Source organism: Aliamphritea hakodatensis, assembly GCF_024347195.1.
GTDB lineage: Bacteria > Pseudomonadota > Gammaproteobacteria > Pseudomonadales > Balneatricaceae > Amphritea > Amphritea hakodatensis.
This window is the reverse complement of record NZ_AP025281.1, coordinates 4189726-4206025: the sequence shown is the minus strand read 5'-3', so window position 1 is coordinate 4206025 and position 16300 is coordinate 4189726. Positions and strand designations below refer to the sequence as shown.

Genomic DNA, 16300 nt, shown 5'->3' with positions numbered 1-16300 from the left:
ATTCAGGCAGGATCATGACAGAACACATCTTAAAGGTTTTTTAAGGTGCCGGACGGTTCCAGTAAACGCTGGCGACAGCGATGTTCCGGTCAAGGCTGAATTCAAACTGCCAGCCAAGTTTCTGGCAGATCCGTTCAACCAGCTGCAGCCCCAGACCGAAGCCGGGTTCCGGATTATGCTGATCCGCTTCGGCAGGATTGGTAACGCTGACACCCTGTGAGTTGAGCTGCAGGGAAATATTGCCCGGTCCGCTGTGCTGGCAGGCATTGCGGATCAGGTTTGCCAATACGACGGTGAGCAGCGGCTCCTCAATGATCAGCTCAGGGGCGAGTATATGCTGGCTGATCTGAATATTGCGCCCCTCCAGCAGATAACGGTGGTCACTGATCAACTGATCACACAGGGCATAGGGGTTTACGCTGATTTGGGGGATGGTTTTATTGCTTTCGCGGGCTAGCCAGAGCAGGGCTTCAGAGAGCTGCATCATACGGTTACTGGCTTTCAGTGCCCGGTTAACCGGCCGGCTGGCAAGGGTGTTGGCCGTTTGCACCTGCAGGGTATCCAGGCTGGCCTGTACCACCGCCAGCGGGGTACGCAGTTCATGGCTGGCGTGTTTGAGGAACTGCTGCTCCCGTTCATTCACCGCCTGCACATGGGCAACCCCTTCCTGTAACTGCCGGGCAAGCTGGTTCAGTTCGGTGATCGGAAACTCAATATCAGTCGCTTCCCGGGGATGGGTTTTCAGCTGGCCGGCCCATTCACTGAGCAGGCTGAGAGGCTCCAGTGTCCGCCGCAGAACCCAGGCAATCACCAGAAAAATAATCAGCATAATCACCAGTGTGAACAGCGCTGCCTGCAGCAGGGTTTCACTGAGAAACTCATCGAAGGCACTTTCTACCTGATCCGCCGGGTGCCGGCTGATCAGATAAAGCTTGCCGTGGCGGGGATCTTCGATAAATAACAGATACAGATATTCATAGCTGCCACCGGCGTTGCGCTGTTCTGCTTCTAATGAATCTCCCGGTTGCAGATTGCTGATATCAAAAATCTGTTGCAGGTCTGGCGGGACATTTTGCCATTGTCGCCAGGCACTCATACCGGGGGTTCTGGGCAGTGGCTGATCCGGACTTTGGCTGACGACAGACTCCGCTTCCAGCCACATGAGTTTGTCGGACAGGGTGTCGGCAGAATAAATACCGAGGCTGAAAATCAGGATCAGAAACCCGACAGTCAGTACTGAGCCGACCCAGAACAGTTGCTGCCGGAGGGTTTGTGCCAGTGGGATAGCGGCTTTACGGGGTTTCATTCCGGAACGTCCTTCAGGCAAAGTCCTTTGCCGGTGTATGTATGGATCAGCACCGATTCAAAGGGGTGGTCTACCACCTTACGCAACATGTGCAGCTGGACGTTGAAGTTACCACTGTCGACCTGTCCGTCGGGCCAGACATGCTGCTCGATGGTTTTGCGGGGCACTATTTCAGGACTGTGGCGGGCCAGCAGTTCAAGTATCTGCCAACTGATAGGGGACAGCCTGAGGGGCTGGTTGCTGCGGCTGGCCTTTTCACTGCGCAGGTCCAGTTTCAGCGGGCCGATGGTCAGCGTATCCGACGCCGGGTTATTGCGCCGGTATATGGCTTGCAGCCGGGCCCACAGAACCGGCATGGCGCAGGGTTTGGTGACGTAATCATCGACACCGGCAAGAAAGCCTTCCAACTGGTCAGCATCGGTATCACAGGCGGTAAGCATCAGTACCGGGGTGTTGTAGCCCTGATCCCGCAAGGTCTGACAGACACTGAAACCGTTCATCCTGGGTAACATCAGGTCCAGTATGATGATTTCAAAATTGCCCCGGCGGGCCATTTCCAGGCCGGCACTGCCGCTGTAGGCAAAATCGCATTCCACTTCAAACAGCGAAAGGTAGTCGGCAATGGCGGCGGCCAGTTCGGCGTCGTCTTCTACAATCAATACCTGCATGGTTGTTTCCCGGGTGGTGTTCAGCGTCAACGTCGGTATCAGTGTAACTGTTGCAGGGTTAAACCGTTGTTAATATCCTGCCGCCCCTGCTTATCTGAGAACGCCATATATCTATAGTCTGCAGCTAACTTCTTGTAGAATATCAAATTTGTATCAGAAAATGACCGATTCAGCCGGTTACCGGGTAGGCCAATGAGGATTGTGCTGCTAGAGTGGAGGCTGATGAAGTGAACAGGGGATTACCCTGAAACATAGCTTGCGTCAGTATCCGGCAGTATCAGGGAGCTGAGACCGCAAAGTTAAGAAGGATATATAACGATGCTAGGCCGCCGCATAATCGCTGCAACGGTATTATCAGTACTGTCTTCTTTCACCTCAGTCGCCATGGCGCAGGACTGGATTTATACCACCACCAAAGGCGATAACCTCTGGAATCTCAGTGAACAGTATCTGGACCGGGTAACCCGGTTCGAAGCGCTGCGTAAAATTAACGGAATTGAAAATCCTAAACAGATGCCGCCGGGCATTAAGCTGCGGATACCGCTGAAATGGATTCGCAGTAATCCGGTACCGGCTACGGTTGATGAGCTGTTAGGCGATGCCCAGCTACAGCGGGCCGGCACTTCCGAACAGCTGGCGCTGCAGCACGGTGATGAGGTGTTCCTCGGCGATCAGATCCGCACCGGCGGAGACAGCACTCTGGCGATCCGTTTTGCGGATAACAGCATTTTGACCTTATATGCCGACAGCCTGATTCGCTTCGATCACCTCAGTGCGCACGGTAAAACCGGCATGGTGGATTCCCGCCTGAACCTGATTCAGGGACGGATGGACACCCGTGTAACACCGGCATCGGGGCCGGGTTCCCGGTTCGAAATACAGACCCCTTCAGCCATCAGTGCAGTGCGCGGTACCGAGTACCGGGCACTGGTGGGTGAAGACGGTAAGGTCTCTAACATTGAAGTATTACACGGCAAGGTAAAAGTCAGTGGTGCCGGTAAGCATACTCTGGTTAAGCGTGGCTTCGGCACCCAGGTGGCTGAAGGCAAAGCGCCAATTAAACCCCGCAAGTTATTACCGCCTCCCGGGTTGACGGCCTTTGATGCGCCGGTACGGAATGTCAGCCAGTTGGTGAGCTGGCCGGCGGTTGATAAGGCTGAAGCGTATCGGGCAGAAGTGTCTGCCGATGCTGATTTTGATGTGGTGCAGTGGAGCCGGATCAGTGAGTACGCCAAGATTGCCTTACCGGATATAGCCGATGGTGAGTATTACCTGCGGGTACGGGCGATAGATGCGCTGGGGCTTGAAGGTCTGAACAGTGTTCAGCCGTTTGTGCTGGATGCCCATCCCCAGCCACCGTTGCAGTTACAGCCGGTCCCGGAACAGGTTCTGCGGGGCGACACTGCCGTCCTGCAGTGGACTGCGTCTGCGGATGCTGCCCGTTACCGGTTAGAAATTGCGACAGACGAAGCCTTTACCCAGTTGGTGATTGATCAGGATGATATTACCGGCAGCCGTTTTGATACTGCCGACTTGCCTGTGCCGGGTGAGTATTACTGGCGTCTGACCAGCATTACCGCCAGCGGTGAACAGGGTCCGGTGGGTATTTCCCGCAGCTGGCAGGTAAAACCGGCACCTGAAAAAGTGGAAGCGGCAGTGGGCGCAGTGTCGGAAGACGGCAAACTGGTTGCCTCCTGGCGCGCGGGCTCTGCGGAGCAGCAGTATCAGGTACAGATGGCGACCGATGAAAACTTTGAAGACCTGTTGCTGGACCAGTTGCAGGATGAAGCCCGGATCAGTTTCGATGCGGTAGAAGGGCAGGTGCGTTACCTGCGGGTCCGCAGTGTTGAATCTGACGGTTATCAGGGGCCGTGGGGCACCGTACAGCGAATCCTGCCGATACCGGATTACACGCCATTGTGGTTATCCGGCGCGGCAATGCTGTTACTGATCCTGTAATGATATGAAACTGTCAGAATCCCTTCGAAGCCGGCTGTATGCGGTATGTCTGATCCTGCTGTTGTTATTCAGTGGCCTGGGGCTGACATTTAACCGCGGGCTGGAACGTCTGGATCTGATGCTCTACGACCAGATGTTGCCGGCCCATGCGGTCAGCATGAGTGATCAGGTTGTCATTGTGGCGATTGATGATTACAGCCTGCAGCAACTGGGCCGCTGGCCCTGGTCCCGTAAACGTCACGCTGAGCTGGTATATAAGCTGACCGAGATGGATGCGGCGGTCATTGGTATCGATGTGCTGTTTGTGGAACCCCAGAAAAACGACCCGGAAGCGGATGAAGTGTTTGCCGAGGCGCTGGCCCGCAGTGGCCGCAGTGTTCTCAGTATCGCCCCGGGGGTGCAGATGCCCGGCTCCCTGATCAGCGAAGTTATGCCACTGCCGGATCTGGCGGTGAGTGCTGAAGCCATCGGACATGTGGATGTTGAGCTGGATGTTGACGGCCTGTGCCGCCGGTTTTTCCTCTACAGTGGTGTGGGAGATGCCCGCTGGCCGGCACTGGCGATGGCGATGTTGCGGGTAAAGGGTGAGACCGAACAACTGGACAGCCTGATCAATGTAGAAAATACCCCGGTGATCCGCTCGGATTACTGGTTGCGTCAGCAAAGCATCATGATTCCCTTTGCCAAAACCGGCGACCGTCCGCAAACCTATTCCTGGGCCGACATTATTTCCGGACGGGTGCCTGCTGAAGCGATCCGTGGAAAGTATGTATTGGTCGGTGCCACGGCCACCGGTCTGGGGGATGCTCTGTCAACGCCGGCAGCGGCGGCCCATGAGCGGATCCCCGGTGTTGAGCTGAATGCCCATATTCTGAATGCTCTGTTACGGGGAGAAGGCATTAATCAGGTCTCGTCGGCCTGGTATACGGGCATTACGCTGGCCTTCATCAGCATAGTAACTCTGGCTGTCGTGCTGCTGCCATTACGGGCCGGGCTGGTGTTTACGTTGGTGGCCCTGTGGAGCATTCCGGCACTGAGCCTGACGTTACTGGTAGGCTGGAAGTTATGGTTTGCTCCGGGGGCGGCCCTGATCATTGTGGCTTTGCCCTGGCCGTTATGGAATGTCTGGCAACTGGGCATTGATGCCCGGCTTAAGCACAAGTTATTACAGCAACTGGCCCATCAGGTTCAGCATCATGTGGCGACGGGCCTGCCCAATGCAGTAATGCTCCGCCAGAGGTTAAACCGGGCGATAGCTGAGCAGCAGGGGGCTGAAAGCTGTGTCGGTTTACTGGTGATTCATTTCAACTGGTCAGGTTCTGCCAGCACCACACTGGAATGCCCGGTGGACGATACTCAGTTAAAGAAGGTCGGCAACCGGCTGCGGGAAGTGATCCGCGATGAGCATTTTATCGCCCATCTGAACGGTGATGATTTTGCCGTTCTGCTGACAGACCTTCAGGACGTGGAACATATAAAAGATGCCGCGCTGAGCCTGCTGCAGGGCTTGCAAAAACCGCTGAAGATGGATGACGACAGCTATCTGTTACTGACGCCCCGTATCGGCGCTTCGGCATGGCCGGATGACTGCTTTGATGCAGACGGGCTGATTCGCAATGCGTATACCGCGATGTTCAAGTCCCGGGTGGATGACAGTGACACCCTGTGTGTGTATTCACAGGGGGCGGGCCTGCAGCTGGAACTGCGTTCTCAGGTTGAGCAGGCGCTGGTGCATGCGCTGGAACGCAATGAGTTTGAAGTCTATTACCAGCCCCAGGTCCGTGCGGATGATGGCCGGATGGTGGGGGTGGAAGCGTTACTGCGCTGGAACAGCCCGCAACTGGGACGTATTCCGCCGGGGATTTTCATTCCGGTTGCAGAGCACGTGGGGCTGATTCCGATGATTGGCAGCTGGGTGCTGAAAACCGCCTGTGAACAGCTCCAGGACTGGCACGATGCCGGTTTACCGCGCCTGCGCCTGGCCATTAATGTATCACCTCTGCAGTTTGCTGATCCTGAACTGGAAAGGCGACTGGCCCAAACGATCAAACACATGAGTATCGCCCCCGGTAATATTGAGCTGGAGATCACCGAAGGCTCCCTTATGTGGGACATGGATCAGGCTGTGAACATCATGAAACGGATGAAAACCCAGGGAGTGGATCTGGCGGTGGATGACTTTGGTACCGGCTATTCTTCCCTGAGCAGCTTACGGCATTTCCCGCTGGATCGCCTGAAGATCGATCAGTCCTTTACCCGGGAAATCGGTTCTGATGACGCGGCCACTGAGATTACCCAAACGATTATTTCGATGGGTAAACGTCTGGGGTTACGGATTATTGCTGAAGGGGTTGAGACCGCTGAACAGGCTCGTTTTTTGCGGGAACATGGCTGTGATGAGTTACAGGGTCATTATTTTGGCCGCCCACTGGATGCGGATCAGATCACTGATTTACTGGTGGATATCATGATCGCCGACAGCAGTAAAAAACGCGCTGCATCTGAAGATACCGAAGAAAGCCTGTAAACCTCCGGCGTCACCGGAGGTCTTTTTTGCCAGTCTCAGGCGGGTTTAATTAAAACGTTTGGTGATTTCGGCAATGCGTTTACCGAACAACCGGGCGGTTGCCAGATCACCTGCCGGCGGGGTAACTTCAGGAGAGGCATCTTCAGATGAGGCGACCGCACCCAGCATGGTACCGCTGCGGTTTATGGCTTCCGGATGCCCTTGCTGATGTTCCGGCGAAGTATTCATTTCTGTCTGGCCGACCCAGATCATGCCATGCTGAGCGGCGAATACAGCCATAGAAATCAGCGTGCTCAGTTTATCTCCGCCGATGCTGTGAGAGTTGGTAAAGCCTGCTGCTATTTTGTCTTTCCACTGTTGCTGAAACCATATATCAGAGGTTGAATCCATAAAGCTTTTGAACGGGCCGGATACATTTCCCAGATAAGTCGGTGAGCCGAAAATAATGCCATCAGCCTGGTTCAGTGTGCCGGCCTGACCGGTGAGGTCTTCAGCTTTAACCAGTTCAGTGTGTACACCACTGACCGCGGCTGCACCCTGTTCGATATGCCGGGCCTGTACTTCGGTATGGCCGAATCCGCTGTGGTAAACAATCGCAATAGTAATCATAAAATGTGTTCCGGTAATTAAGAGACGTTATATGAGGTCAGTAAAGCCCGGTGACTTTGTATCGGTCGCCGGGCATCGGGCACCGGGCATCGGGCTTTATGGTTTTCAGTCGTTAATCAGTGTCTGGACGACGGGGGCCAGTGCCTTTCCCAGTGTTTCATGGTTGCTGGCGCTGAAATGCACACCGTCAATGCCGTCGGTATCTGTGACTTTGCTGGCATCGAAGAATGTAATGCCGGTGCGGGTCGCTTCCTGTGTAAATGCTGCACTGAGCTGCACTGATGCCGCTTCACCGGCCTGGAACAGACCGCTTAACCCTGTTTTGCTGGTATCACCCATCGCAGCGGGGCCAATCACCAAGACATCCGGTGCCGGGTAGCGGGTAAAGACGGTTTTCTCAGCCTGGCTGACATTCGCTGCCATTTTGAATACCGCCCTGGCGATATCGGCCGGTGCCCGCACAGTACCCGCCTGCAGGTCATTGGTTCCGAGCATAATTACCACCAGATCCAGCGGCATATTGCGGGCAATTGCTGCCGGCAGAGCGGCGGCGCCATTAAAGTCCTCTTTTCTGACCAGGCCGTTATCATTACGGCCGTCAATGTCTGAGCGCCGACCAATCATTCCGTCAACAATGACAGTTGCTTCAGGCAAAGCGTTATCCAGCACGCCTGCCCAGCGGGTATCGTCGTTAAAACGTCCTGCAGGGTAGCCTTCGCTGACGGGGGACCAGCCCCAGGTGTTACTGTCGCCAAAGGCGAGAATTCGGGCTTCATCGGCACTGGCCGTGAAGGAAGATATGGCCGTCAGTAAAATTGCTGCGGGTAAAAAAGTTTGTTTCATCGTTACACCTCAAATACAGATAAGGGTTGAAACACACGTGTGAGTTATTGCGATACCGGTGTAGCTATAATAGATTTCAAGTGAACCAAATGAACAGTACGTACAAAAAAGTGCCCATAAAAATATCCAAAAAAGTGAGAGTTTCATGAACAGGCCAACTCCGGACCCTTATCTGGCGCAGTGTCCGTCCCGAAAACTGATAGAGGTTATCGGAAATAAATGGGTATTACTGGTCTTTCCGCTGTTATATAAAGGGCCGAAACGCAGCTCAGAACTGCTGCGGGAAATTGACGGTATTTCGCAGAAAATGCTTACTCAGACTCTGAGGCTGCTGGAGCAGAATGGTTTGGTGGAGCGCTGTGATTATCAGGAAGTACCGCCCAGAGTTGATTACCGGTTAACGGAGTTAGGCTTGTCGCTGGGGAGTTTGATTGGTGCGGTTGATGACTGGGTGGTTGATAATTTCTATGCAACTCAGGGGCAATGATTTATGAGTGCAGACATTGCCAGAATGATTAGACATACATAAAAAAGCCGCCAGGGTGAACAGCTGGCGGCCAGTTCGGTCAAGTGGGCACTCAGGAGAGGATGTCCGTGACCGGCAAGAACCTGTATTTCCCTTATCCATTGGCTCGCGGGGGAATACAGAGGTATAAGCAAGGTGTATGCCCCGCAGGGCATACAGGTATCGCTGTTAGATTTCAGCGCGGCCCAGTGAGCGCAGCAACTGGTTTACTTTGTCTTTACCGCCAACACTTTCATAGAACTTCGGCCATACGGCTTCCTGAGCACGCTTGGCCCATTCCGCTTCATCCTGCAGTGTGTCGATCTGCATGTTGTACTTGTTGACCAGTTCATCTTTGATGACTGCTTCTTTCTCTTTCAGCCAGGTAATGCTGTATTGAGTCGCTTCTTCACCGGCTTCCAGAATGGCTTTCTGGGTAGCAGCATCCTGATCCTGGAACAGGGATTCAGAGATGATCAGCGGCTCCAGCAGGAACAGATAGTGGAGGTCGGCGATATACTTCTGTACTTCACCGAACTTCATCGCGTAAATGGTAGTGTAAGGGGTGTCCTGACCGTCTACTACGCCCTGCTGCAGGGCTGTAAAGGTTTCAGACCAGGCCATTGGCGTTGGGTTAATACCCCAGGACTGATAGGTATCAATCATGATTTCATTTTTAGGTACCCGTACAACCACACCGTCCAGATCGGCCAGTTTCTTGATTGGCTTCTTGGAGTTACTCAGTACCCGGAAGCCGGAATAGGTCCAGCCCAGAATACGGGTGTTGGAATCACGGATGGTGTTTTCAACCAGCTCATCGGCAATCGGGCCTTCAGTGGCGGCGATGGCCTGGTCCAGGTTTTCAAAGATATACGGCAGGGACAAAATGCCCAGGCTTGGTGAGAACGGTGTCAGGTTGTTACTGGCCAGAATGGAGAAGTCGGTGGTACCCAGGGCGACGTCGTTGACGGTATCCTGCTCTGAACCCAACTGGCCGTTAAGGAACAGTTTAGCGGAATGTTTGCCGCCGGTTTTCGCTTCCAGAAGTTCAATAAATTTCAGCCCCAGCGCTTCCTGAGCACTGCTGCCACCGTCACCCACTGCAATGTTCCAGTTTGCGGACAGGGCGCTTGCCGAGAACAGCAGGCCTGCGGCAAGGGAAACAGCTTTAGCGATATTATTTTTATGTTTCATGTATAGCTCCTAGGTATGAAACCGGTGAATTTTTACCGGCAAAATGAGTCTGTTATAAGCAGTAGACTGACTGGGATAATCAGATAAATTTTTTACCGGTAATTAGATCCAACGTATCGCGAAATGTAGACCCAACTCTGTGCAAGCCAGAAATGGCGGGCTTCTCAGTGGTTCTGCCAGCTATAAAATATATTGTTTTGTAACGTGCCGGTGAGTAATAAGTGTCATAAAAGGTGAGATATATGAACGTAAAAAGCCCGTTATGCGGTGCCCTGATCGGCCTGTGCCTCTGGTCCGGCGTTGTTCAGGCGAGTGATGCACTGTTCCGGAACATTGAGCAGGCGGACAGCAGCGCAGTGACAGCGCTGCTTGAGCAGGACGCTGCCTTACTGGAAGTCCGGGACAGCAGGGGAAATACGCCGTTGCTGGCGGCAGCGCAGATGAACAGTGTGCCGCTAGTCAGGCTGCTACTGGCCAGCGGTGCGGCGCCCAGTGCGATGAATTATAAACACCGGGATATCCTGAACACGGCTGTTTCAGTGAGTAATCCGGAAATTGCCCGGCTGGCCTTGCAGGCCGGGGCAGATCCGACCCAGGTAACCTCGGTGTACGAAGGTTCGGCACTGATTTATGCCACCCATCAGGCTGAGCTGGAAATTATGCAGTTGCTGATTGCCGCCGGTGCACCGCTGGACCGGGTTAATAACCTGGGCTGGACGGCGCTGCTGGAAGCGGTGATTCTGGGGAATGGCGGTGAGGATTATGTCAGTGCGGTACGCCTGTTACTGGCGGCCGGAGCAGACCGGAATATCGCCGATAAAAAGGGTAAAACACCGCTGGATCACGCCCGGGATAAAGGCTATCAGACGCTGATCACCGTGCTGCAAACCCCGGTGAAAGAATAATCCCGTGAAAGAATAATCCTGTGAATGTGCTGTTACCGGAGCCGGACGCTATTGCTGCTTAGCCTCGTGCTGCTGGTTAAAGGTGTCATTCAGATAATCGAGTAATTCATTCAGAACGCTTAACAGCTGATCCTGATTCTGCTCACTAAATGCCTGACAAATCTGCTGGTGGTAACCGATGATCTTTTCCCGGCTGCGCAGACGGACAATTGTCATATTCATCACCGGTACCAGCGCATCAATGATGGAATAGACGATCATCTGCAGCATAGGATTTTCGGTGGCATCGGTAATGTAGCGGTGAAAGGCAACGTCTGCTGCACAGAACTCACTGTCGGAGATCGAGTCGTCTTTCTGGTGCTCAAGGCACTGATTTAAGCCGGCCATGTAGGTATCAGACCAGTTCTGCAGTGCGAGTTTGCAACACTCGGCCTGAAGGATCCTGCGGGTCTGAATGATGTCTGCCATCTCTACGGCGCCCATGCTGATCATCAGCATGGTAGAAGATGCCAGGAATTCGGTGGCATCTTTCATTTCAAAACCGTTGACAAAGGTTCCGCCGGCGGGGCCCCGTTTAGAGCGGATCAGATTCTGTGCGGCCAGCCGTTTAAGCGCTTCGCGGATCGTCGGACGGGATACGTCGAACTGAGCCGCCAGCTCGAATTCAGTGGGCAGACGGTCATCTTTTTTCAGCTCACCGCTGAGAATTGCCTGGCGCAGTTGCTCTGCAATCTGTTTGGTCGCACTGGCGGTCACAATGTTGCCAAAGGGTGCCTGTGTCTGCAGTGAGGAAAGCGCCGGCGTTGTGGCCAACGGTTTTTCAACAGATTTCCGGGGTGACTTTTTGGTAGATTTTGTATCAGACTTTTTATCAGACTTTATTTCAGACAAGGTAATTTCCTGAATTTACAGCGGTTACAACGGTGCCGCGGCCCGGCAAAAGGCTTTTATATACGCTGGGATAACAGTATCAGCCTTTGGTTGGGCTTGACAATTATTATCTAAATAAAATATTTTAATATTTGTCATACAAATAGAAATATATGATCTGCAGAGTCAGAAACAGGTTTTTAAGTGATATCTCAGTCACTGCCGGTTTCCGGAAGTGCCAGCGAAGAGGCTGCTATAAGCGCCTGAAAAAAACCGTGTTTACAGAGAGAATTTATGAATACTTTTAAAGCGTTACAGATTTCCAAAGACGGTGAACAGCAACAGACGGAATGCGTGCAGCTAAGCCGCGAAGATCTGATGCCCGGCGATGTGCTGGTGGCCGTTGAGTACTCAACCATTAATTATAAAGACGGCCTGGCGATTACCGGGAAAGGCCCGGTGGTCCGTAAATGGCCAATGATTCCGGGCATCGACTTCGCCGGCACGGTGATTGAAAGTGATCATGCTGAGTTTTCCGCCGGTGATGCCGTCGTGCTGAATGGCTGGGGTGTTGGTGAGGTGCATTACGGTGCTTATGCTGAACAGGCCCGGGTGAAGGGTGACTGGCTGATTAAGAAACCGGCAGGTATGACGCCGAAACAGTGTATGGCCGTCGGAACCGCTGGCTATACCGCTATGCTGTCGGTGCTGGCGCTGGAGAAACACGGCATTACACCGGATCAGGGGCCGGTGCTGGTGACCGGTGCCAATGGCGGTGTCGGCAGTGTTGCGGTATCGATTCTGTCGAAGCTGGGCTATGAAGTGATCGCTTCTACCGGGCGAACAGAGCATGCAGATTTCCTTAAGCAACTGGGGGCGAGCAGCGTGATTGATCGGGCGGAGCTCTCTGAAAAAGGCCGGCCGATGGGTAAGGAGCGCTGGCGGGCTGCGGTTGACTCTATCGGCAGCCATACGCTGGCGAACGTGATCGCCCAGACTCAGTATGGCGGTGCCGTGACCAGCTGCGGTCTGGCTCAGGGGGCGGATCTGCCACTGACCGTGATGCCATTTATTTTACGGGGTGTGTCCTTGCTGGGGATCGATTCGGTGATGGCGCCGAAAGCCGTCCGGGAAGAAGCATGGGCCCGGTTACAGCAGGATCTGGATCTGGAAAAACTGGAATTGCTGTCGGAAACCGTTGGCTTTGATCAGATCGTTGAAAAAGCCACTGACATTGTGGACGGTAAGATCAAGGGCCGGGTCATCGTCGAGATTGCCTGACCCGGGCAGCGGGCAGGAATACGCAAAAACGGCGCAGTCAGCGTCGTTTTTTTATGGGCAGGCGTTATAGCAGCATCACAAACTCATCGGCCTTTTCTTCGGGCGTCGCCCATGAAGTGACCAGACGGGCAACTGAGCTGTCGGCGGTTTTACGACACCAGACATAGAAGTCAAATTTCTCCTGCAGCCGGGCGATCAGTGCATCCGGTAATGCCGTGAAGATCTGATTGGTTGCTGTATCTGTTTCCAGTTGCAGGCCGTGGGCCAACAGGCCTTCAGAGAGTTTCATTACCATTTTATTGGCGTGGGCTGCCAGTTCGAAATAGAGGTTATCTTTGAATAACGCAACGAACTGAATACCCGGCAGACGCCCCCTGGACAGCATGCCGCCCCGTTGTTGCACATGAAAGGCAAAGCCTTCAGCCAGCGCTTGGTTGTTGATAATAATTGCTTCGCCGATCAGCGCACCGTTTTTGGTGACACCCATGGAGAATAAGTCGGTGAGCCGGGCAATGTCCTGCAGGGTAAGGTCAAGAGGGCGCCGGTTAGCCGGCTTGTAAAAAATGGCAGGCTGATGCCGGTTAAAAGGCGTCGCCGGCGCCCTGTGCAGAACCTATTTATCTTCGCTACTTTTTACGTATGAGCAGCCTAACTGACACTGGGATGAACTGAAGGGTGAAGCCATTGCCTCTGTTACCTCCGGTTCTGTGCAGGATACACTGGTATGTTCCCGCTCCAGTTGCCGGATTTGCCAGAAGACAACCGCCAGCGCGATTGTGCCCCAGACTACCGCGCCGGCCAGCTCACCGGCCAGTACACCGGCGGCACCGAACCACTGGGCAAACAGATACACCAGCGGAATGGTACCGAACAGCGCTTTGGCAAAGTTGAACAGGGTGGCCTGGGTGGCGTGGTTAAGGTTGTTTGAAGCGGCGTTGGCAATAAACAGCACACCGTTAAAGCTAAACCCGATCACCAGCCAGGTGGTGTAAAAATCGATCAGGTAGGCGGCGTCTCCGCTGGCGCTGAAGGCGCTGATGATCATGTCTCCCGCCAGATACAGTACCAGCCAGACGAACAGGATATAGACAAAGTTAATGAGCAGGGCATTGAGCAATGTTGCTCTGACCCGGTCGTAACGGTCGGCACCGGCGTTCTGACCGATAATCGGACCGATGGCACCGGATAACGCGAATATCAGCGCAAAGGCCACCGGGGTGACTCGGCCCAGAATGGCCGCACCGGCTACCGCACTGTCACCGAAACTTGCCATGGTTCTCAGCACATAGCTGCCGCCAATCGGTGTAGCCAGATTGGTCAGCACCGCGGGAACCGCAATGGGTAAAATGGCGGTCAGGTCCCGGCGCATCTGGGCAAAGTCCGGTTTGCAGTGGATCTGGTGCCGGCGAATTACCACATACAGCGCGATGCCCACCAGTGCCACCCGGGAGATGACCGAAGCAATCGCCGCCCCCTGAATTTCCAGCCCGAAGGTAAAGATAAACAGCGGATTGAGCAGGGCATTGACAATGGCTGCGCCAAGGGTGGTGTACATGGCATTACGGGCATCGCCCAGTCCCCGCAAGGTGGCGGCGGCAGACATGCCACAAACCAGTAACGGCGTACTTGGGAGCAGTATCTGGCTGTAATCCATCGCCAGGCTGAGGGTGACATCCCGGGCGCCGAGGAACATCAGTAAGTCTTCCAGCCAGAACCAGGCGGGCAGCGTCACTAACAGGGCCGCAATCAGGCTGAACAGCAATACGCTGGAGCAGTACTGGCTGGCCAGTTCCCGGTTGCTGGCCCCTTCTGCCCGGGAGACCAGTGCGCCCATGGCAATCTGAATACCGATGCCTACGGACGTTAAAAAGAACAGCAGAGTACCGGAAAAACCGATCGCAGCAGCCAGCTCTTCCTGCCCCAGTAAACTGAGGAAGTACATATCCACAAGGTCAACGGCAAACAGCGCCAGTAAGCCAACGGTACTGCTGAGCGTCATCACTGAAACGTGTCGGAAGGTTGAGCCCTGAACGAACTTGGCGCTTTTCATCATCTTATTTGCAAAACCGGCTGACGGAAAAGGAGAGATAAGATACCTAATCTACTAGAGAAAACAGCATCTGTAACCTGACAAATGGGTGGCGGATGAGGAGGGAAAAACGTCTGGGACGGCAGAAAGTGGCTGTTTGTTGGTAGGGTGAACAACCGGAGCCTTTGTGTAAACGCTCCGGCCGGGTTCCGGTTCAGGCTTTAGTGTAATTTGGCGAGAACCGGGCTGTCTTTAAGTGCCGCATTTTCCTGCGCCATCAGCATGGCCGTATCGTCGAATACATCAGTGACTGATTTGTCGGCACCTGCTTCAAGCAGGAACTCCATGGTTGATGCGTCTTTACCCAGCAGGGCTGCATACATCAGAGCGGTGGTTTCTTCGCCGTCTTTTGCGTCCAGATCGACACCGGCAGCCACGATCTTCTTCAGCAGTTCGGTTGACTGCCCACCTTTGACCGCATAGGTCAGGGCGGTACCGCCTTTAGCATCTTTGTCGTTCAGGTTTGCATTGGCTGCAATCAGGCGATCAATGACCGGCGCAAAATCTTCGCCCCGCAGCAGGGCTGCCAGTAGCGGTGTGATGCCTTTTTCATTGGCAGCCAGTGGATCTGCACCGGCATCAAGCAGGGTTTCGATAACGGCTGGTTCTTTAAATGCCAGTGCCAGCAGCAGTGGTGTATTGCCGGCATTGTCTTTTGCATTCACATCAAAGTCACGGGCCATCAGCGCATCATAGCCTTCGGCTTCTTCTTCACGGTTAGCCATCAGCATGTGCAGCGCGGTCTGTCCACGGTCATTGGTGATGTGCAGGTCGAAGCCTTTGTCTTCAAGAAACGTCAGGCGTTCTTCAGAGGTTGCTTCATCGGCCACGGTCAGCAGCACCCCGGAATATCCGTAGTTGTCAGCCACTTCCGGTTCTTCGCTCATGTCGTAGAATTTTTCCAGCATTTCGACATTGTCGTTCTTGGTCAGTGCCCGCATGAAGAGGTCGCGGCCTTCACCGTCGATATAGCCGGGGTCGTAGCCTTTATCTTCAAGCAGTTCAAACATTTTCATGGCCCGCTTATTGTAGGCGAAGGCGCCCAGCGGCGTGATACCTAACCGGCTTTGCTGGTCGAAATCCAGACCGATTTCTTCAAAATATTCGACGATGCCCGGGCGGAATTTTTTGTTTTTTGACAGCCAGTATTGCGGGGTTTCACCCATATAGTCTTCAACTTTATAGTCGGCGCCGAATTCGGCGAACAGCTTAATCAGCTCCAGATCACCGTAGCGGGCAGCATAAAGTTCAGCGTACACACCTTTACCCCCTTCAGGCCGGTAGGGGACGCCCTGTTCCAGCAACCAGCGCATGACTTCCGGAGACGCACTGCCACGCAAAGCGTAATGCAGGGCCTGGCGGCCGATTTTCTGTTTTTCGAGCAGGCTGTAGCCTTCGTCCATTCTGGCCTGTACGTCCTCGACAGTGGCGTCTTTCCAGAACTTTTTAGTCAGGAAAGGGTTTTTAGCATGCGCGCTGGTGGCGAGCAGTGCGGTAACCGCGATGGTGGAAATCAAGGTTCCGAGTTTCATTGCAGGGTCCTC

The 16300-nt window shown here is 54.0% G+C and carries 14 protein-coding genes; 5 read left to right on the top strand and 9 right to left on the bottom strand.

Annotation, left to right across the window (positions count from 1 at the left end):
• Window positions 1-40 precede the first annotated feature (40 nt).
• Window positions 41-1306 (bottom strand): sensor histidine kinase, encoded by a 1266-nt coding sequence (locus tag PCI15_RS19230; protein ID WP_271271526.1) that lies wholly within the window; start codon window positions 1304-1306, stop codon window positions 41-43.
• Complete coding sequence (locus PCI15_RS19225; protein WP_271271525.1) at window positions 1303-1974, bottom strand: response regulator transcription factor; 672 nt, start codon at window positions 1972-1974, stop codon at window positions 1303-1305. The genes PCI15_RS19230 and PCI15_RS19225 overlap by 4 nt, the downstream gene beginning before the upstream one ends.
• A gap of 318 nt (window positions 1975-2292) precedes the next feature.
• On the opposite strand from PCI15_RS19225, the gene PCI15_RS19220 reads away from it, so the two are divergent.
• On the top strand, window positions 2293-3933 hold the full coding sequence (locus PCI15_RS19220) for a FecR domain-containing protein (RefSeq protein WP_271271524.1): 1641 nt from the start codon (window positions 2293-2295) through the stop codon (window positions 3931-3933).
• Between the two features lie 4 nt (window positions 3934-3937).
• A complete protein-coding gene (locus PCI15_RS19215; RefSeq protein WP_271271523.1) occupies window positions 3938-6460 on the top strand; it encodes a putative bifunctional diguanylate cyclase/phosphodiesterase in 2523 nt (840 codons plus the stop codon).
• Between the two features lie 45 nt (window positions 6461-6505).
• Here PCI15_RS19215 and PCI15_RS19210 read toward each other — a convergent pair whose 3' ends face one another.
• Window positions 6506-7069 carry a flavodoxin family protein gene (locus PCI15_RS19210; protein WP_271271522.1) on the bottom strand — a complete coding sequence of 188 codons (564 nt, stop codon included), beginning with the start codon at window positions 7067-7069 and terminating at the stop codon, window positions 6506-6508.
• Between the two features lie 105 nt (window positions 7070-7174).
• A complete protein-coding gene (locus tag PCI15_RS19205) occupies window positions 7175-7912 on the bottom strand; it encodes a DUF459 domain-containing protein (RefSeq protein ID WP_271271521.1) in 738 nt (245 codons plus the stop codon).
• Between the two features lie 145 nt (window positions 7913-8057).
• On the opposite strand from PCI15_RS19205, the gene PCI15_RS19200 reads away from it, so the two are divergent.
• A complete protein-coding gene (locus PCI15_RS19200; RefSeq protein ID WP_271271520.1) occupies window positions 8058-8399 on the top strand; it encodes a winged helix-turn-helix transcriptional regulator in 342 nt (113 codons plus the stop codon).
• A gap of 207 nt (window positions 8400-8606) precedes the next feature.
• On the opposite strand, the gene PCI15_RS19195 is transcribed toward PCI15_RS19200, so the two are convergent.
• On the bottom strand, window positions 8607-9611 hold the full coding sequence (locus PCI15_RS19195) for a TRAP transporter substrate-binding protein (RefSeq protein ID WP_271271519.1): 1005 nt from the start codon (window positions 9609-9611) through the stop codon (window positions 8607-8609).
• A gap of 242 nt (window positions 9612-9853) precedes the next feature.
• Here PCI15_RS19195 and PCI15_RS19190 point away from each other — a divergent pair, with 242 nt between their 5' ends.
• Window positions 9854-10516: an ankyrin repeat domain-containing protein gene (locus tag PCI15_RS19190; RefSeq protein WP_271271518.1), complete on the top strand. Its 663-nt coding sequence runs from the start codon at window positions 9854-9856 to the stop codon at window positions 10514-10516.
• Window positions 10517-10564: 48 nt separating this feature from the next.
• Here PCI15_RS19190 and PCI15_RS19185 read toward each other — a convergent pair whose 3' ends face one another.
• Window positions 10565-11407, bottom strand: a complete 843-nt coding sequence (locus PCI15_RS19185) for a FadR/GntR family transcriptional regulator (protein WP_271271517.1) — start codon at window positions 11405-11407, stop codon at window positions 10565-10567.
• Between the two features lie 273 nt (window positions 11408-11680).
• Here PCI15_RS19185 and acuI point away from each other — a divergent pair, with 273 nt between their 5' ends.
• The gene (gene acuI, locus PCI15_RS19180; protein ID WP_271271516.1) at window positions 11681-12667 is read left to right on the top strand and encodes an acrylyl-CoA reductase (NADPH); all 987 of its coding nucleotides are present in this window, start codon (window positions 11681-11683) and stop codon (window positions 12665-12667) included.
• A 64-nt stretch (window positions 12668-12731) separates the two neighbouring features.
• Here acuI and PCI15_RS19175 read toward each other — a convergent pair whose 3' ends face one another.
• The 3 genes from PCI15_RS19175 to PCI15_RS19165 form a co-directional block, all read right to left on the bottom strand.
• On the bottom strand, window positions 12732-13154 hold the full coding sequence (locus PCI15_RS19175; protein WP_271271515.1) for a hypothetical protein: 423 nt from the start codon (window positions 13152-13154) through the stop codon (window positions 12732-12734).
• A 126-nt stretch (window positions 13155-13280) separates the two neighbouring features.
• Window positions 13281-14720 (bottom strand): MATE family efflux transporter, encoded by a 1440-nt coding sequence (locus PCI15_RS19170; protein ID WP_271271514.1) that lies wholly within the window; start codon window positions 14718-14720, stop codon window positions 13281-13283.
• A gap of 197 nt (window positions 14721-14917) precedes the next feature.
• A complete protein-coding gene (locus PCI15_RS19165) occupies window positions 14918-16288 on the bottom strand; it encodes an ankyrin repeat domain-containing protein (protein ID WP_271271513.1) in 1371 nt (456 codons plus the stop codon).
• Window positions 16289-16300 lie beyond the last annotated feature (12 nt).